We start from the raw sequence: 16,120 nt of genomic DNA, 5'->3' as shown, positions 1-16,120 counted from the left end.
GCCACGGGTCAGGATGGCAGGCCCGGGGCCAGGCTGGCGGCCGGCCGCATCTGGCGCCAGGGCAGCAGGACGGGCGTCGCCAGCATGAGGATGCCGGCGATGGCGATGGCGATGCGGGGGCTGGTCATGTCGGCCAGCAGGCCCCACAAGGCGATCAGCGCCGCCGTGGTCAGGCTGTTGGTGACCGACCAGGCGGACAGGGTGCGGGCGACGCGGTCGGCGGCCAGCTGTTCCAGGCGGAACGAGGCCATGACCGGGTTGAAGGCGCCGCAGCACAGCACCAGCCCGAACTGCACGGCGATGACCAGGACCAGGCCGGGGGTGCCGGGGCCGATGAAGGCCAGGCCCAGCGACCAACCGGCCCGCAGGGTTCCCGTCACCAGGATGGTGGTGCGCTGGCCCAGGCGCGCCGCCAGCGGGCGCGCCAGGCGCGACCCGATCAGGCCGCCGACGCAGGGCAGGCCGAAGGCCAGGCCGTACTGCCAGGGCGTGTAGGCCAGCGGCCCTAGCATCAGAAAGGCCATCAGCGGTGCGCTGACCATGATCATGGCGTTCACCAGCACGGTGTTGAGGAACAGCCGCCGCAGCGTCGGGTGCGCCAGGATGAAACGCCAGCCGTCCAGCAATTCGGCCAGCCGCCGGCTGGGGCCGGCGGGCCGCGTCGGCGGCCGCTCCCGTCCCTTGATCATGCCGATGCCCAGGGCCGAGAGCAGATAGCTGACGGCGTCGACCAGGACGGTCGCCACGGGACCCATCAGCCCGATGGCCATCCCGCCCAGGGGCGGCCCGGCGATGGTCGCCACCCAGCTGGTGGATTCCAGCACGGCGTTGGCGGTGATCAGGTCCTCCCGGGGAACCAGCGCCTTGATGTAGGCGCCGCTGGCCGCCGTGAAGGTGATATTGGCGGTGGCAACGATGATGGAGACGACCAGCAACTGGGCATAACTCAGCCAGCCTAGCGGATAGGCGATGGGAACGGTGATGATGGCGGCGAAGCGGACCAGGTCCATGGTAATCAACACGCCCCGCTTGGCCCGGAACTCGGCCCAGGGGCCCATGGGAATGGCGGCGGCCGCCCCCGCCGCCAGGCCCCCCGCCATCATCAGGGACACGGCGGTGGGGCCGCAGTGCAACACCGTGACCGCGATCAGGGGAAACCCGCCCCAGGCCAGCCATGTGCCCGCGACGCTGACGGCGTAGGCCGTCCACAGCCAATTGAACTGCGGGCCCAGCGACCTGCCGCCCATTGCCCATCCCACCCGTGACCGCCCCCACGCCACCATTGCCCCCAAGCCCCCGCGAACACCCAGGCAACAGGAAAGCAGGAGAGGGCGCCGCCTGCCAGCGGCTTTCACCGGCGCCGGCACGTCAGATGGCGGATGTCTAGGGCTTAGCATGGTGCCCCCGTCTCGCTGGAATGCAGGGGGGAGTCGAGGCCGGAAACGCAAAAGGCGCCCGGGTGGGCGCCTTTGATGCTTTTGCGTTCTCTGCCGTGTTCTGGAGAGACTGGAGCGGGCGAAGGGATTCGAACCCTCGACCCCAACCTTGGCAAGGTTGTGCTCTACCCCTGAGCTACGCCCGCATACCCAACTCTCCGCCTTCACAGGGAAGGCTCACCTAAAAGCGAAAGGCCGAACCAGCCGGCCCGGCCTTTTCTCGCTTGCTCTTCCCTGAGGAAGACTGGAGCGGGCGAAGGGATTCGAACCCTCGACCCCAACCTTGGCAAGGTTGTGCTCTACCCCTGAGCTACGCCCGCACTCCATCCCGACGTTCGGCACCGACCTTGCGATCAGTGCCCCCCGGCGGTGAGCGCGGATAATATGCAGGTGCCGATCGAATGCAAGCGCTTTTTTCAGGAAAAATCGGGCGCCTTTTTTCCCCGCGCAGGGGCAGCTATAAGGGACCGGTCACCCGCCCCGACGGCGCGTGGGGCACGCGTGCCCCTTGCGGCGGCGGCCCGGCGGACTCATTTCAGGGACCTATGCGCAGGGGCCCCCATGCCGTGCCCAGGTGGGCGGCAGTTCGTGGGCGGCGGCTCCTGCGGCTGAGAAGGGATACGAGGCCATGCAGTTTCCGACCAACGCCGCCCCCGGTGGCAACGCCCCGGTGGACAAGTCCGACCTGATCAAGGACGGCAGCGACCGCACCTTCATGGCCGACGTCATCGAAGCCTCACGCGAGGTGCCGGTGATCGTGGACTTCTGGGCGCCGTGGTGCGGCCCCTGCAAGACCCTGGGCCCCATCATCGAAAAGGCCGTGCTGGCCGCCAAGGGCGCCGTGAAGTTGGTCAAGATCGACACCGACCAGAACCCGGCCATCGCCGGCCAGCTGCGCATCCAGTCCATCCCCGCCGTCTATGCCTTCTTCCAGGGCCGGCCGGTGGACGGCTTCACCGGCGCCCTGCCGGAAAGCCAGGTGAAGCAGTTCATCGACCGCCTGGTGCAGGCGGCGGGCGGCGTGCCCGGCGCTGCCGACATCGCCGCCGTGCTGGAAGAGGCGGGCCAACTGCTGGAGTCGGGCGACGCCCAGACGGCCGCGGCTCTCTATAACGAGGTGCTGGGCGAGGAACCGGAGAACGCCGCGGCCTATGCCGGCCTGATCCGCTGCCTGCTGGCCGCCGACCAGGCGGACACCGCGCAGGAGATGCTGGACCAGGCGCCGGCGGCCCTGGCCAAGGCGCCGGAGATCGTGGCCCTGCGCACGCAGATGGACCTGGCCCGCCAGGCGGCGGACATGGGCCCCGTGGGCGACCTGGAACGGGCGGTGGCGGCCGATGCCGACAACCACCAGGCCCGCTATGACCTGGCCTTGGCCCTTTATGCCGGCGGCCAGCAGGAGGCGGCGGTGGACCACCTGCTGGACATCGTGAAGCGCGACCGCGAATGGAATGAGCAGGCGGCCCGCAAGCAGCTGGTGAAGTTCTTCGAAGCCTTGGGCTTCAAGCACCCGCTGGCCATCGCGGGGCGGCGCAAGCTCTCGTCCATCCTGTTCGCCTAAGTGATTTCGCTGTCGTAACGAAGTGATGAGCCCCTTCGCCCCCACCTTCGAGCAGCTGCCGGCCAGCATCCCCGTCTTTCCCCTGACGGGGGTGCTGGTGCTGCCCCGGGCCCGCCTGCCGCTCAATGTGTTCGAGCCGCGCTACCTGGCCATGGTGCAGGACAGCCTGGCCGGTGACCGGCTGATCGGTATGATCCAGCCGGTGGAACCGGGAACGGAAACGGACAGCAGCATCGATCCGCCACTGGCCGGCGTGGGCTGTTGCGGCCGGCTGACGGCCTTCGCCGAAACGGACGACGGCCGCTATCTCATCACCCTGTCCGGCCTTTGCCGTTTCCGCATCCGGGAAGAGGTGTCGACCATGCGGGGCTATCGCCGCGTCATGGCCGACTGGTCGCCCTTCCCCGGCGACTTCGTTGCCCCGGCCGATGGCGGTTTCGACCGTGCCGGCCTGATGGCGGCGCTGAAGCCCTATTTCACCCGGCGGTCGCTGACGGTGAACTGGCAGGCGCTGGAGACGGCGTCGGACGAGCAACTGGTCGCCACCATCGCCATGCTGTGCCCTTTCCCACCGGCCGAGAAGCAGGCCCTGCTGGAGGCGCCGGATTTCATCGGTCGCGCGTCGATGCTGCTGGCGTTGGTGCAAATGGCGGTGCATGAATCGGCGGACGGCGACGCCGCGCGGCATTGATACTACGGGGATTTGATCGTAACCGCTCAAATGCCCCCTCAAGCGCCGGCTTGGCTTCCTCGCTCCGCGCCCCCTTTTCTGTATAAAAGAGGGTGCTCGCTACGGCGGATGCGGTCGCATCCGATAGCGGGATGAGGCAAAATCTCATACCGCTGCTATGACTTCCTTTTTTCGCAAGGTTTTGCCGCCATGTCCGATACCGCCAAGGTCGATCCCAAGCTGCTGGAGATCCTGGTCTGCCCCCTGACCAAGGGGCCGCTCAGCTATGACGCCCAGCGCCAGGAACTGGTGAGCCAGCAGGCGCGCCTGGCCTATCCCATCCGCGACGGCATCCCCATCATGCTGGTGGACGAGGCCCGGTCTCTCGACGACTGAGGCTGACAGTCATGACCCAGGAAAACTTCGCCACCGACGCCCACGGCACCCAGCACTGGCCGACCGAGATCCGCTACAAGCGGGCGGAGCGTGAACTGGTCATCACCTTCGACAACGGTGCCCGCGCCACCCTGCCGGCCGAGTACCTGCGGGTGGAAAGCCCGTCGGCCGAGGTGCAGGGCCACAGCCCCGATCAGAAGCAGACGGTGCCGGGCAAGCGCACCGTCGCGGTGGCGGAGCTGGAGCCCATCGGCAATTACGCCGTCCGCCTGATCTTCGACGACGGCCACGACACCGGCATCTTCTCCTGGAAATACCTGTACGAGCTGGGCATCGAGTACGACGAGCGCTGGGCCCGCTATCTGTCCGAGCTGGAGGCCCAGGGCCTCAACCGGGACACCGCCCCCCATCGCCACGGCCCCAGCTGCGGCTCGGGTGGGGGCTGCGGCTGAAGCAGGCGGCACCATCTCCGCCCAAACATATCCTTGGAGCGCCACGGAGCGCAGCGACAAGGCCGCGACCGCGGCCGCCGCAGCATTTTGGGGAGCGCAGCGGACCGAAATGCGAGGAAGCCGAGCCGCCGGACGGCGGCGCTGGCGCCTGAAGCTAACTCGGATGAATCAATCCGCTGGCCAAGATCCCGTCGATCACGAACTGGCAGGCCAGGGCGGACAGCAGGATGCCCAGCACGCGGTTCAGCACGGTGATGCCGGTGCGGCCCAGGATGCGGCTGACCTTGGTGGCGAAGATCAGCACGAACAGGGTCAGGGCCAGGATGCCGGCCAGGACGCCCAGCACCACGGCCTGCTTGGCCAGATCGCCGTGCGCGCGGCCCATGAACAGCACGATGGTGGTCATGGTGCCGGGGCCGCTGATCAGCGGGATGGCCAGGGGGAAGACGGAGATGTCGGCGCGGTGGCGCGCCTCTTCCCGCTCGTCCGCCGTGGCGGTGCGCACGCCGCTTTCGCGGGCGAATACCATGTCGATGGCCACCAGCATCAGCAGCACGCCGCCGGCGATGCGGAAGGCGGCGAAGCCGATACCCAGCGCCCGCAACAACAGGTCGCCGGCGAAGGCGAAGAAGAACAGGATCAGGGCCGCGATGACCGTGCCCTTGATGGCCATGCGCCGGCGATAGCGCTGATCCATGCCGGCCGTCAGGCCCACGAACATGGGGCCCAGCCCGACGGGATCAATGGTGACGAACAGGGCGACGGCGGTGGTGAGGATGAGGTCCAGCACGGGGGAACGGGCCTGAGGAAAGGGGGTAGGCCGTGGGAGGCAGGACCATAGGTCGCGGGCGTCCCGGCAGACCCTCCTGGGTCTAGCGCGTTGGGGCGCCTGCTGCAAGCGGCGGCTGGCAGGGGTCAGGGCTGCCGAACTTGAAGGGTCGTTCAAGTTGACTTAACCCCCGTCGGGGCCGTAAGCAATGCTGCGGTGCATAGTGCCTGGGAGAGGGGCCGGCGCCGGAATCCAAACATCTTAGGGGGCCGTCCGGAGACACGATGAGCAAGAAGGTCTACCCCGACGCCGCAACCGCCCTGGCCGGGCTGTTGCGCAACGACATCACCGTCATGGCCGGCGGCTTCGGCCTGTGCGGCATCCCGGAAAACCTGATCGAGGCCATTCGCCTTTCGGGCGTGACCGGGCTCACGGTCGTCTCCAACAACGCCGGTGTCGATGGCTTCGGCCTGGGCGTGCTGTTGGAAACCAAGCAGATCAAGAAGATGATCAGCAGCTACGTGGGTGAGAACAAGCTGTTCGCCCAGCAGTACCTGTCCGGTGAGCTTGAGCTGGAATTCAACCCCCAGGGCACTCTGGCCGAGCGCATCCGCGCCGGCGGCGCCGGCATCCCCGCCTTCTTCACCAAGACGGGCGTGGGCACGCTGGTGGCCGAGGGCAAGGAGCTGCGCGAGTTCGACGGCGAGACCTATGTGATGGAGCGCGGCATCGTCGCCGACCTGTCCATCGTCAAGGCCTGGAAGGGCGATACCGAGGGCAACCTCGTCTATCGCAAGACAGCGCGGAACTTCAACCCGATGATGGCCACGGCCGGCAAGGTGACGGTGGTCGAGGTCGAGGAGCTGGTGGAACCGGGCAGCTTCGACCCCGACCACATCCACACCCCCGGCATCTTCGTCCAGCGCATCATCAAGGGCGCCAAGTTCGAAAAGCGCATCGAGCAGCGCACCACCCGTCCGCGCGCGTGAAGGAGCTGACCTATGGCATGGACCCGTGAGGACATCGCCGCACGCGCCGCGAAAGAGCTGCGCGACGGTTTCTACGTCAACCTGGGCATCGGCATTCCGACGCTGGTGGCCAACTACATCCCCGACGGCGTGCAGGTTACCCTGCAGAGCGAGAACGGCATGCTGGGCATGGGCCCCTTCCCCTATGAGGGGGAGGAGGATCCGGACCTGATCAACGCCGGCAAGCAGACCATCACCGAACTGCCGTACAGCAGCTTCTTCAGCTCCGCCGACAGCTTCGCCATGATCCGCGGCGGCCATATCGACCTGTCGGTGCTGGGCGCCATGCAGGTGGCGGCCAACGGCGATCTCGCCAACTGGATGATCCCGGGCAAGATGGTCAAGGGCATGGGTGGCGCCATGGACCTGGTGGCCGGCGTCAAGAAGGTGGTCGTGGTCATGGAACACTGCGCCGTCGACAAGAAGACCGGCGCGCTGGAGCCCAAGATCCTGAAGGCCTGCACCCTGCCGCTGACCGGCACCAAGGTGGTGGACATGATCATCACCGACCTGGGCGTCTTCCAGGTCGACAAGGAAGGCGGCAGCGGCCTGATCCTGGCCGAGGTCGCCCCCGGCGTGACGGTGGACGAGATCCGCCAGAAGACCGAGGCGGAGTTTAAAACGGGGCCCGGCCTCTGAGTCCGGAGAACCTCACCTGATGTATCGGCGGGCCGTCCCCCTGGGGCGGCCCGTTTGTTATTCTATGGGCCCAGCCGGCGGACGCCGGCGTCCGGCGTTTGAGGGCTGGAAAGATTCAGCTCGCCGCCCGCCCCGTGGCGGCCAGGCGCAGGCGGGTCAGCGTGCCGTCGGCCCGCATGGCCTCGATGGCGGCGTCCAGCGTTTCCATCGGCAAGGGCGACCGGGGGGCGTTGGCGCAGCGTTCCTCATGATCGCCCACCGTCTGGGGCAGGACGGTCAGTGCCTGGGCCCAGGTCTTGTCCGCCGTCTGGCGGTAGTCGGCCTCCAGGTCGGTGGTCAGGATGGCGTCCACCCGCCGGTTGCGCAGCTTCAGGAAATTGCTTTCCGCGGACGGCGCGTCTTCCCGCTGCCAGGTGCCGTCGATGAAGGCCGCCTCCACCTCGCGCGGGTAGCGGAAACCCAGGATGGCGCCGATGGGCCGCCCGGCCAGGTCGCCCAGGGTGCGCAAGCGCTCGCTGTCGGCCCGGCGGACGACCAGCACGCTGTGGCTGACCAGGATGGGGGTTGAGAAGCGGGTGATGGCCACCTTGGGCAGCCAATCGGGGCTGTAACCGCAGGCCAGGTCGATCAGGCCGTCGGCCAGGTCGGCCTCCAGACGGTTGCGGGGGACCAGGCGGTAGAGGGGCCTCAAGCCCGTGCGCCGGGCGATCTCGTCGCCAATGGCCTTGATCAGGCCGCCGGCCACCTCGCCGTTCCGCAGGTCCACCAGCGGCGGCTGTTCCGTCTCCAGGATGCCGAAGACCAAGGTGGGGGATTGGGCGGCGGGGGACTGGGCACCGGCGCCATCGGAAAACAACGCTGTCGAGACGGCCGCCAGGGCCGACATCAGGAAAGCAGCCCCGGCAAGGGTGGGTCGCGGCACGGGGGCTGGGTGTCCTATCGCGGGGAAGATGACGATCTTCCCATCTAAGGCCCCGTCGCGGTGCCGTTCAAGTGCGCCGTGGCGGGGCGAAGGGATAGGGGAATGGGGTCAGGCGCGGGCGCGCCAGCCGGGGGATTCGGCATCCAGCAGACGTTCCAGCTGCTGCACCCGCTGCTCCAGCCGGTCGGCGCGGGCCAGCAGGTCGCCGGCGGCGTGATCCGACAGGCCCTGGGCCTGCAGCTCGCGCGCGCGGATCATATAACGGGTCACCAGGGCCACGATGGGGATCATCAGGGCGGCGAGGGGGATCAGCAGGGGGGACATGGGGCTTCGTCCTATCAGCGCTGGGCCAGCTGGCTCAGCTTGCGGTTGAGGTCGAATTCGGGGCTGGTGACGTGCCGCTCCATCTGGGTCACGCGGCGCTCCAGATCATCATAGCAGCGGAAGCGCTGGTCCTGCTGGCCGCGGCGCGCCTGGGCCATGGCCTCGATATCCTGCAGCTTCTGCATCGCCCGCAAGACGATGGCCACGATGGGAATGCACAGCGCCAAGAGGGGGACGAGTATCGGCGACATGGGGAAGGCCACCTGCTAAGGGTCGTGTGACGGGTAAACCTGGGGCGTCGACGGGACCGTGCCGATCCCGTCAGGCCACGCAATCTTAAATTATTTTGTGCCTGGTGACAGGCCCTGGCAACCATTGGGATGGGCTGCCGCAATAAACGGCCGGGGTGGCCGCCGCCGGGGGAGGGGGCCGAAAGGTCTTTCCCCGCATTCCCCGTGCACGCCTGGAGACCTATTTCTCCAGGTCTTTGAACTGCCGCCGCAGGTCGAACTCGCGGGAGGCGACGGCGCTTTCCATGGCGCCGATCTCGCGATCCAGGTCGCGGAACTTGGCGCGCAGGCCGGCCAGAGTCTGGTCGGGGCGGGTGGTGACCGACCGCCAGAACACCTCTTCCTCGTTGCTTTCGTACAGCCCCTGGGGCTGCGGCTTCAGCACGACGGCCAGCACGATGTAGGCGATGATCGTGGCCGGGAAGAAGAACACCAGGCCCAGGACCATGCCCAACCGCACCAGCCAGGCATCGACGCTGAAGTAGTCGGCGACACCGGCGCAGACACCGGCCACCTTGCCGGCGCGGGGGTTGCGATACAGGCGGTGGGGATTGGGGCTGCGGAAGGTACCGCCGCCCCCATGGGTACCGCCCTGGGCACCGGCGGCGGGGTTGGTCCAGCGGCTGCCGCCGCCATACCCGCCCGAACCGCCACCGGAGGGTCCGCCGGGGGGCCGCCGCCCGGGGAAGGGCGGCGGGTTAGAGCCTCTACCAGTCATTGCCGTGCCCTCCAGCCCGGGGCCTCCGCATCCAGGATCTTCTCCAGCTGCTGGATGCGGCTGTCCATTTCAGTGGCGCTGTGCCACAGGTCCGACAGCATGCGCTCGTCATCGACCGACAGTGTCTTGGCGACCCGCCACTTGGTCACATAGTGGGCGATGATCCACACCGGCGCCACGATGACCATGAAGATGATGGGTACGGCGACAAGTGCGTCCAGGTCCATGGACAGATTACCCCTGGTTCTTGGTCGCCAGCTTGGCCTTCAGGGCCTGCAGCTCGGATTCGACCTTGTCGTTGTTCTCCAGCTCGGCGATCTCGTCCGCCAGGCTGCGCTTGCGTCCCATATCCAGGACTTCCGCCTTGCCTTCCAGGACATCCAGGTTGCGCTCGATCTGGTCGAAACGCGAGAAGGCATCGGTGATGCGGTCGTCGTGAAGCTGGGTCTTGACCTTCAGACGCGCCGTGGCGGTCTTCTGGCGGGCGATGATGGTGCGTTCCCGCGTCTTGGCGTCCTGCAGCTTGGCCTGCAACTGGCCAATGTCATCGTTGGTCTTCGCCAGGGCCTCGTCCAGGCGGCCCAGGTCGGTCGTCAGGCTGTCGGCGGCTTCGGCGATCTTGGCGCGGGCCATCAGGGCGCCCTTGGCCAGGTCCTCGCGGTCCTTGGACAGGGCCAGCTCGGCCTTGCGCTGCCATTCGTCGGCCTCACGGCGGAGTTCGACCAGGCGGCGCTCGATCTCCTTCTTCTCCGCCACGGTCTTCACCGCGGAGGAACGAACCTCGACCAGCGTGTCTTCCATTTCCTGGATGACCAGACGGATGATCTTCTCCGGCTCCTCGGCGCGATCCAGGATGGCGTTCAGGTTGGAATTGATGATGTCGCTGAGGCGCGAAAAGATGCCCATGAGTCAGGTCTCCTTCAGGCAAGGGCGATGAAAAGGTTGCTCAACACGGTGGCGACCGCAAGGATGATCCAAGCTTCAGCCGGCACGGCGCGGAAATCGTCCGCCAACATGGCCAGTTGGCTCTGGGCCCGGCTGGCGAAGAAGCCGGCATCGCCGGCCTTGTCGTGGATCGTGTGGTCGGTCATCGCTGCATTCCCCTTCGATGAGTTCCTTGCATTCGATCGTGTGTCCCTACATCAGCAAGGGGCGTGCCAATTGTATCTGCCGAGCGTAAGATATTGAAAACAAACAAAACACACCAGACGGCCCTCTAGGCGAAGTCGGGCGACTTATCCAAATCCACGATTATGTGGCGAATTTCACCAACTGCTGCCATGATCGGCCAGAACGCCCCCCTTAAGCGGTAGTTTCCGCCCCGCGAGCGAATCACCCATGGCCTCCTCCGCTACCCCGCCGTCCCTGGTCGGCCAGGCCGCGTCCTTCCTGCAACTGATGGAGCATGTGTCGCGGGCGGCGCCGCTGAACCGTCCCACGCTGGTGATCGGTGAGCGCGGCACGGGCAAGGAACTGGTGGCCGCTCGCCTGCACTATCTGTCGTCCCGCTGGGACAAGCCCTTCATCAAGCTGAACTGCGCGGCCTTGTCCGAGACGCTGCTGGAGACGGAGCTGTTCGGGCATGAACAGGGCGCCTTCACCGGCGCGGCCAAGCGCCATGTCGGCCGATTCGAACTGGCCGACGGCGGCACCTTGTTCCTGGATGAGATCGCCACCAGCTCGGCCTCGGTGCAGGAGAAAATCCTGCGCGTTATCGAGTATGGGGAGTTCGAGCGCGTGGGCGGCACCCAGACGGTGTCGGTGGACGTGCGCGTGGTGGGCGCCACCAACGCCGACCTGCCTCGGATGGCGTCTGCGGGCAAGTTCCGCGCCGACCTGCTGGACCGCCTGTCCTTCGACGTGGTGACCATCCCCCCCTTGCGGGCACGGGCCGACGACATCCCCATGCTGGTCGACCATTTCGGCATCGCCATGGCGCGCGAACTGGGGCGGCCCTTCTTCCCCGGCTTCGCGCCCAAGGCCATGAGCCAACTGCTGGCCTATCCCTGGCCCGGCAACATCCGCGAACTGAAGAACGTGGTGGAGCGGGCGGTCTACCGCGCCCAGGGGGCGGAGCGGCCCATCGACGAGGTCATCTTCGACCCCTTCGACTCCCCCTTCCGCCCCGTGGCCATGCCCGGGGACCGGCGCGCCGGCCCGGCGCCGGCGGAAGAAGCGGAGGCCGAGGCGGCACCCGCCTCCTCCACCACGCTGGGCCCCACCGCGCCCGGCCCGGCCACGGCGGCGCCGAGTGGTCCCTGCAATTTCCTGGAACAGGTGGCGGACTTTGAAAAGGCGCTGCTGCGCGCGGCGCTGGAGCGCAACCAGTTCCACCAGAAACGCGCCGCCGCCGACCTGGGCCTGAATTACCACCAGTTCCGCGGCTACCTGCGCAAGTATGAGCTGTTGGACCGCCGCAGCGCTGCCGAGTGATCTGGAATTTCTTTTGATTTAGGACGCGACGGCGTCCGCCGGAAGTTTTCGGGGAGCGAAGGGACTGGAAACTGAGGATAGCCAAGGCCGCGGATGCGGCCGCCCGGCGTTTGAGGGAGCACCTAAAACATGCGACCAAACGCCGCCCTGAAAACGCCCTTTTTGCCCTCTACCGCTGGATCAGGGCCGATGGGGCCGCCCGCACCGCCGGACGGACGCAGCACCTGGGGACGGCGAAGGGATAAGAGGTCAGGGTTGACCAGCCGGCGCTTTCCGCAGGGTCACCCATCCCCTAGATAGGGCCTGTCACCGCCTGCCTTTCCCCGATGACCGGCGCTCCCAAAGGGACGCCTTAGTTGAGTCACCGCCTTGAGCCCTGACGACACCGACACCTCGCTGCGTGCCTTCCGCCCCGTGGGCAGCCAGCCGGCGCCGCGCCGCAAGCCGGCCGCCCCGGCCAAGGCCGCCACGCCCCGTGTGGCGCCACGTCCGCGCCCGGATGAGGGGGACGACGGTGCCGGTGGTGGAAACAGCGGTGGCGGACAGCCGCCGCGCCGCCGCCCACCGCCCGTCCGGCGCCCGGCGCCCAAACGCCGTTCTGGCGGGCCGCGCATGCCGTGGTGGGTGAAGACGCTGGTGGTGCTGGGCATCTGGGGCGTCATGGTCTTCGCCGGCGTCGTGGCCTATTTCGCCTACGACCTGCCGGAAATCAGCCAGGTGGCGCAGTTCCAGCGCCGCCCGGCCGTCACCGTGCTGGCGGCCGACGGCAGCAAGCTGGCCCGCTTTGGCGACATGCGCGGCGAGACGCTGGAGGTGTCGGAGATCTCGCCGGACCTGGTCCACGCCGTCCTGGCGGTGGAGGACCGGCGCTTCTACAGTCATTTCGGTGTCGATCCGATCGGCATCGCCCGCGCCGCCTGGACCGATTACCGCACCGGCCACATGCGCCAGGGCGCCTCCACCATCACCCAGCAGCTGGCGCGCAACCTGTTCCTGTCGCCGGCCAAGACCATGCGCCGCAAGGTGCAGGAGGCCATGCTGGCCCTGATGCTGGAGCACCGCTACACCAAGGACCAGATCCTGGGTGCCTACCTGAACCGGGTGTACCTGGGCTCCGGCACCTACGGTGTGGACGCGGCGGCGCGCACCTATTTCGACAAGCCGGCGACCGAGGTGAACCTGCGGGAGGCGGCGATCATCGCTGGCCTGTTGAAGGCGCCTTCCAAATATTCGCCCAGCGCCAACAACGAACGGGCCGAGCAGCGCATGGCCGTGGTGCTGGCCACCATGGTGGACGCCGGCTACATCACGGTGGAGCAGGCCAAGGCGGTGGTGAACCAGCCCGCTCAGCCGCGCGCCAACCCCTCGGTGGAAGGCGACGGCCGCTACTTCGCCGCCTGGGTGGCGGACCAAGTCAACGCCTTCATCGGCCCCAACCATGGCGACCTGGTGGTGCACACCACCTACGATGCCAAGATGCAGCGGGCGGCGACGGCCCATGTGGCTGAAATCCTGAACGGCCCCGGCGCCGCCGCCAACGTCCACCAGGCGGCCGTGGTCATCATGGCGCCGGACGGGGCGGTGAAGGCCATGGTGGGCGGGCGCGATTACGACGAAAGCCAGTTCAACCGCGCCACCCAGGCCCTGCGTCAGCCCGGTTCCTCCTTCAAGCCCTTCGTCTATCTGGCGGCGCTGGAGGCGGGACGCACGCCGGACGATTTGATCCTGGACGCCCCCTACAAGCGCGGCAAGTGGGAGCCGAAGAACTACGAGCCCGGTTACATGGGCGAGATTCCGTTGCGCACGGCGCTGGCCCACTCGGTCAACACGGCCACCATCCGCCTGCTGGAAAGCGTGGGCATAGACCGCGCCATCGCCGTCGCCCGCCGCCTGGGCATCACCGCCCCCCTGCGCCGTGACCTGTCGCTGGCCCTGGGCACCAGCGAGGTGACGCCCCTGGAGCTGACGGGCGCCTACACCGCCATCGCCAATGGCGGCCGCGCCGTCTTCCCCTACGGCATCACCGAGATCCGCGACGCCGACGACAGCGTGCTGTACCAGCGCAAGGGCAGCGGTGCCGGCTATGCCATCGCCGCGGCGGAGGATGCCAACCTGGTGCGCATGATGATGGGTGTGGTGCAGGTGGGCACCGGCAAATCGGCTCAACTGGCCGACCGCCCCATCGCCGGCAAGACGGGTACCACCCAGGACTATCGCGATGCCTGGTTCATGGGCTTCACCGCCGACTATGTCACCGGCGTGTGGCTGGGCAACGACGATGGCGATGAGATGAAGCGCATCACCGGCGGCACGCTGCCGGCCAAGCTGTGGAAGGCCATCATGACCGACCTTGAGCAAGGCCTGCCCGTGCGCGACCTGATTCCGCTGCAGCCGGCCGCCGTGCAGGACCAGGCGCCCGACGGCCCGGCCGTGCCGCCCCTGCCCACGGTGGAAACCGTGCCCCTGGACGGGGCCCCCACCGCCGCCGCCACGCCAGCCCCCGGTGTCCCAACGGTCGACACCACCGGCCAGATCAAGCCTGAGGCGGTGCAGAAGGAAGAGGACCAGGACGACGACAAGGACGTCCCCGACCAGGCCCCGTCCAACAAGCCCGACCCCATCGGCGATCTGCTGAATAAGCTGAAGAAAGAGCAGTAGTTTTGGGGTTCCTCAGGCGCCGGCGGTGCATCCGCGCCTTGGCGGGCGCTTATCACCCCACCGGCTGATACAGGATTACGTCCTCGAACGCCGCCAGGGCCGGCTCCATCTCCGTGGCGATGGGGTTGTGGTGGGCCAGAACGCGGGCGGCGAAGCGGTTGGCCACCAGCATCTTGCGGCTGTCACCCAGCTTCAGGTCGGCCACCGCCTCCTCGCACAGCAGGGCCGTCGCCAGGGTGTCGGACAACAGGTCCAGCAGGCGCCGGCCGTGGCGGGGCGCCTGGTCCGGGTTGCGGCGCAGGTGGGACAGGGCGGCCCGGCATTCCTCCAGGGCGCCTTCCAGCAGGTCGGCGGTATCGCCCGCCTGTGGGGGCAGATCGGACAGGGCGGCCCCCACGCGGCCGAGGAAGATCTGGTCGCCGGGCCGCTTGCCCGCCACCAGGCGCAGCAGCTCCAGCGCCTGGATGTTGGCCGGCCCCTCCCACACGGCGGTCACCAGGCAATCGCGGTACAGCCGGGCAGTGGGGAATTCCTCGGTGTAGCCGTTGCCGCCCACCATCTCGACAGCCGTGCGGCAGGCCTTCACCGCCTGGTCGGCGGTGCGGTACTTGGCCAGCGCTGTCACCAGGCGCAGCCAATCGCCTCCCTGCTCCGGATCGCTGTCCCCCGTCGCCAGGGCCCCCGTCGCCAGGGCGTCGAAGGCGAACACCGACTCGAAGGACAGCGCCACCGCCGCCTCCAATTCCATCTGCATGTCCAGCAGCTGGTCCTGCACCATGGGGTAATGGATCACGGTCTGGCCGAAGGCGGCGCGGTGCGCCGACCATCCCAGCGATTCGACGAAGGCGCGGCGCAGCAGGCCGGCGGAGGCGACGGCGTTGTGGATGCGGCTGTACTCCAGGGCGGCCATCATGACCTTCAGCCCCTCGCCCGGTCCCGCCACCTCGAAAGCGGTGGCGCCATTGAGGTCCAGTTCCGCCGTGGCCAGGCCGCGCGTGCCCACCTTCTCCTTTAGGCGGCGGACGCTGTACGCGTTGGGCTCGCCACCTTCCAGATGGCTGGGCACCAGGTAGCAGCCCAGCCCCTTGCCGCCCGTAGGCGCACCGTCCGGCCGGGCGGTGGCCAGGGCCAGGCCGGATCCCGCGTTGCTGGTGAACCATTTCAGGCCGTGCAGGGCCCAGGCCTGATCTGTCTTCACCGCCCGCGTGGTGGTGGTGCCCACGTCAGACCCGCCGTGCAGCTCCGTCGCCCAGGTGCCGCCAGACAGGGCCTGGCCGTCCATGCGCGTCAGCTGGGGCAGGAAGCGCTCGCGTACTTCCTTGGGCGCCACGGTGTGCAGCACGTGGGCCACCGCCCCCGTCATGGTGACAGGGCAATGGATGGACACGTCCGCCTGGCTCAGCAGATAGCCCATGGTGAAGCAGGCCAGGTGCCGGCCCGATGCACCCTTCTGATAGGGCAGGCCGACAGCACCCCGGGCATAGGCCTCGGCGTGGCATTCCACATAGCGGGGGTTGAAGACGATGTGGCCGGGTTGAGGACCATTGGGGCCATAAGGTTGGGGCACGTACTGTGGATTGGCGTGGCGGTCGGTGTATTCCGCCTGCTCATCCAGCGGCCCCCCGGCCCAGGCGCCGAAATCGGCCAACCGATCCTCATGCCGCCGCAATTCCTCCGGCGCGCGCCGTTCCAGCAGGCGCTGCAGGTTGATGTCGGCGATGTACAGGTTGGTGCCCCGGGCGGTGGGGGGAACCTCATCCGGCTCGATCATGTTTTGCTCCCTCAAATGCCGGGCGCCCGCGTCCGCGGGCTTGTGTCTTCCAT

At 67.9% G+C, this 16,120-nt stretch carries 18 protein-coding genes and 2 tRNA genes; 8 read left to right on the top strand and 12 right to left on the bottom strand.

What is annotated here, in order from left to right:
• Positions 1 to 8: 8 nt before the first annotated feature.
• From Y958_RS01450 to Y958_RS01440, 3 genes are all read right to left on the bottom strand, one after another.
• Entirely contained in the window at positions 9 to 1,247 is a 1,239-nt protein-coding gene (locus Y958_RS01450; protein WP_088870618.1) for an MFS transporter, read from the bottom strand.
• Positions 1,248 to 1,507: 260 nt separating this feature from the next.
• Positions 1,508 to 1,582, bottom strand: a tRNA-Gly gene (locus Y958_RS01445).
• A 99-nt stretch (positions 1,583 to 1,681) separates the two neighbouring features.
• Positions 1,682 to 1,756 (bottom strand) — tRNA-Gly (locus tag Y958_RS01440).
• Between the two features lie 308 nt (positions 1,757 to 2,064).
• On the opposite strand from Y958_RS01440, the gene Y958_RS01435 reads away from it, so the two are divergent.
• The 4 genes from Y958_RS01435 to Y958_RS01420 all read left to right on the top strand — a co-directional run bounded on the left by Y958_RS01435 (position 2,065) and on the right by Y958_RS01420 (position 4,515).
• Complete coding sequence (locus Y958_RS01435) at positions 2,065 to 2,997, top strand: thioredoxin family protein (protein ID WP_088870617.1); 933 nt, start codon at positions 2,065 to 2,067, stop codon at positions 2,995 to 2,997.
• A 25-nt stretch (positions 2,998 to 3,022) separates the two neighbouring features.
• Positions 3,023 to 3,688, top strand: coding sequence for an LON peptidase substrate-binding domain-containing protein (locus Y958_RS01430; protein WP_088870616.1), 666 nt, complete (start codon positions 3,023 to 3,025; stop codon positions 3,686 to 3,688).
• 189 nt (positions 3,689 to 3,877) lie between these two features.
• A complete protein-coding gene (locus tag Y958_RS01425) occupies positions 3,878 to 4,063 on the top strand; it encodes a Trm112 family protein (protein ID WP_040845462.1) in 186 nt (61 codons plus the stop codon).
• Positions 4,064 to 4,074: 11 nt separating this feature from the next.
• Positions 4,075 to 4,515: a gamma-butyrobetaine hydroxylase family protein gene (locus Y958_RS01420; protein ID WP_088870615.1), complete on the top strand. Its 441-nt coding sequence runs from the start codon at positions 4,075 to 4,077 to the stop codon at positions 4,513 to 4,515.
• Between the two features lie 154 nt (positions 4,516 to 4,669).
• Here Y958_RS01420 and Y958_RS01415 read toward each other — a convergent pair whose 3' ends face one another.
• Positions 4,670 to 5,305, bottom strand: a complete 636-nt coding sequence (locus Y958_RS01415) for a MarC family protein (protein WP_088870614.1) — start codon at positions 5,303 to 5,305, stop codon at positions 4,670 to 4,672.
• Positions 5,306 to 5,568: 263 nt separating this feature from the next.
• Between Y958_RS01415 and Y958_RS01410 the strand changes: the two genes are divergently transcribed.
• Both Y958_RS01410 and Y958_RS01405 read left to right on the top strand, forming a co-directional pair.
• Positions 5,569 to 6,273, top strand: coding sequence for a CoA transferase subunit A (locus tag Y958_RS01410; protein ID WP_088870613.1), 705 nt, complete (start codon positions 5,569 to 5,571; stop codon positions 6,271 to 6,273).
• A gap of 12 nt (positions 6,274 to 6,285) precedes the next feature.
• Positions 6,286 to 6,951 carry a 3-oxoacid CoA-transferase subunit B gene (locus tag Y958_RS01405; RefSeq protein ID WP_088870612.1) on the top strand — a complete coding sequence of 222 codons (666 nt, stop codon included), beginning with the start codon at positions 6,286 to 6,288 and terminating at the stop codon, positions 6,949 to 6,951.
• Between the two features lie 115 nt (positions 6,952 to 7,066).
• On the opposite strand, the gene Y958_RS01400 is transcribed toward Y958_RS01405, so the two are convergent.
• The 7 genes from Y958_RS01400 to Y958_RS31800 form a co-directional block, all read right to left on the bottom strand.
• The gene (locus Y958_RS01400; protein ID WP_145728001.1) at positions 7,067 to 7,873 is read right to left on the bottom strand and encodes a substrate-binding periplasmic protein; all 807 of its coding nucleotides are present in this window, start codon (positions 7,871 to 7,873) and stop codon (positions 7,067 to 7,069) included.
• 108 nt (positions 7,874 to 7,981) lie between these two features.
• A complete protein-coding gene (locus Y958_RS01395; protein ID WP_040845461.1) occupies positions 7,982 to 8,197 on the bottom strand; it encodes a hypothetical protein in 216 nt (71 codons plus the stop codon).
• Between the two features lie 14 nt (positions 8,198 to 8,211).
• Positions 8,212 to 8,448 carry a hypothetical protein gene (locus tag Y958_RS01390; protein ID WP_138918615.1) on the bottom strand — a complete coding sequence of 79 codons (237 nt, stop codon included), beginning with the start codon at positions 8,446 to 8,448 and terminating at the stop codon, positions 8,212 to 8,214.
• Between the two features lie 220 nt (positions 8,449 to 8,668).
• A complete protein-coding gene (gene pspC, locus Y958_RS01385; protein WP_211098509.1) occupies positions 8,669 to 9,205 on the bottom strand; it encodes an envelope stress response membrane protein PspC in 537 nt (178 codons plus the stop codon).
• Positions 9,202 to 9,432: an envelope stress response membrane protein PspB gene (pspB, locus tag Y958_RS01380; protein WP_040845458.1), complete on the bottom strand. Its 231-nt coding sequence runs from the start codon at positions 9,430 to 9,432 to the stop codon at positions 9,202 to 9,204. The genes pspC and pspB overlap by 4 nt, the downstream gene beginning before the upstream one ends.
• A 7-nt stretch (positions 9,433 to 9,439) precedes the next feature.
• Complete coding sequence (gene pspA, locus Y958_RS01375; protein WP_088870610.1) at positions 9,440 to 10,111, bottom strand: phage shock protein PspA; 672 nt, start codon at positions 10,109 to 10,111, stop codon at positions 9,440 to 9,442.
• A 14-nt stretch (positions 10,112 to 10,125) separates the two neighbouring features.
• Positions 10,126 to 10,296, bottom strand: coding sequence for a hypothetical protein (locus Y958_RS31800; protein ID WP_157999463.1), 171 nt, complete (start codon positions 10,294 to 10,296; stop codon positions 10,126 to 10,128).
• A 247-nt stretch (positions 10,297 to 10,543) separates the two neighbouring features.
• Here Y958_RS31800 and pspF point away from each other — a divergent pair, with 247 nt between their 5' ends.
• A complete protein-coding gene (gene pspF / locus Y958_RS01370; RefSeq protein ID WP_088870609.1) occupies positions 10,544 to 11,638 on the top strand; it encodes a phage shock protein operon transcriptional activator in 1,095 nt (364 codons plus the stop codon).
• A 369-nt stretch (positions 11,639 to 12,007) separates the two neighbouring features.
• The gene (locus tag Y958_RS01365; protein ID WP_244909324.1) at positions 12,008 to 14,296 is read left to right on the top strand and encodes a transglycosylase domain-containing protein; all 2,289 of its coding nucleotides are present in this window, start codon (positions 12,008 to 12,010) and stop codon (positions 14,294 to 14,296) included.
• Between the two features lie 52 nt (positions 14,297 to 14,348).
• Here Y958_RS01365 and Y958_RS01360 read toward each other — a convergent pair whose 3' ends face one another.
• The gene (locus tag Y958_RS01360) at positions 14,349 to 16,067 is read right to left on the bottom strand and encodes an acyl-CoA dehydrogenase family protein (protein ID WP_145728000.1); all 1,719 of its coding nucleotides are present in this window, start codon (positions 16,065 to 16,067) and stop codon (positions 14,349 to 14,351) included.
• Between the last annotated feature and the right edge of the window lie 53 nt (positions 16,068 to 16,120).

The sequence above is a fragment of the Nitrospirillum viridazoti CBAmc genome (genome assembly GCF_000730165.1).
In the GTDB taxonomy this organism is placed as follows: domain Bacteria; phylum Pseudomonadota; class Alphaproteobacteria; order Azospirillales; family Azospirillaceae; genus Nitrospirillum; species Nitrospirillum viridazoti.
The sequence above is the reverse complement of the archived record's forward strand: the minus strand, read 5'-3'. Positions and strand labels throughout refer to the sequence as shown.

What these genes read in the sequence shown, in the direction of transcription:
- Y958_RS01450 (WP_088870618.1), bottom strand. Translation starts at nt 1,247, where the DNA reads ATGGGCGGCAGGTCGCTGGGCCCGCAGTTCAATTGGCTGTGGACGGCC.
- Y958_RS01435 (WP_088870617.1), top strand. Translation starts at nt 2,065, where the DNA reads ATGCAGTTTCCGACCAACGCCGCCCCCGGTGGCAACGCCCCGGTGGAC.
- Y958_RS01430 (WP_088870616.1), top strand. Translation starts at nt 3,023, where the DNA reads ATGAGCCCCTTCGCCCCCACCTTCGAGCAGCTGCCGGCCAGCATCCCC.
- Y958_RS01425 (WP_040845462.1), top strand. Translation starts at nt 3,878, where the DNA reads ATGTCCGATACCGCCAAGGTCGATCCCAAGCTGCTGGAGATCCTGGTC.
- Y958_RS01420 (WP_088870615.1), top strand. Translation starts at nt 4,075, where the DNA reads ATGACCCAGGAAAACTTCGCCACCGACGCCCACGGCACCCAGCACTGG.
- Y958_RS01410 (WP_088870613.1), top strand. Translation starts at nt 5,569, where the DNA reads ATGAGCAAGAAGGTCTACCCCGACGCCGCAACCGCCCTGGCCGGGCTG.
- Y958_RS01405 (WP_088870612.1), top strand. Translation starts at nt 6,286, where the DNA reads ATGGCATGGACCCGTGAGGACATCGCCGCACGCGCCGCGAAAGAGCTG.
- Y958_RS01395 (WP_040845461.1), bottom strand. Translation starts at nt 8,197, where the DNA reads ATGTCCCCCCTGCTGATCCCCCTCGCCGCCCTGATGATCCCCATCGTG.
- Y958_RS01390 (WP_138918615.1), bottom strand. Translation starts at nt 8,448, where the DNA reads ATGTCGCCGATACTCGTCCCCCTCTTGGCGCTGTGCATTCCCATCGTG.
- pspC (WP_211098509.1), bottom strand. Translation starts at nt 9,205, where the DNA reads ATGACTGGTAGAGGCTCTAACCCGCCGCCCTTCCCCGGGCGGCGGCCC.
- pspB (WP_040845458.1), bottom strand. Translation starts at nt 9,432, where the DNA reads ATGGACCTGGACGCACTTGTCGCCGTACCCATCATCTTCATGGTCATC.
- pspA (WP_088870610.1), bottom strand. Translation starts at nt 10,111, where the DNA reads ATGGGCATCTTTTCGCGCCTCAGCGACATCATCAATTCCAACCTGAAC.
- Y958_RS31800 (WP_157999463.1), bottom strand. Translation starts at nt 10,296, where the DNA reads ATGACCGACCACACGATCCACGACAAGGCCGGCGATGCCGGCTTCTTC.
- pspF (WP_088870609.1), top strand. Translation starts at nt 10,544, where the DNA reads ATGGCCTCCTCCGCTACCCCGCCGTCCCTGGTCGGCCAGGCCGCGTCC.
- Y958_RS01360 (WP_145728000.1), bottom strand. Translation starts at nt 16,067, where the DNA reads ATGATCGAGCCGGATGAGGTTCCCCCCACCGCCCGGGGCACCAACCTG.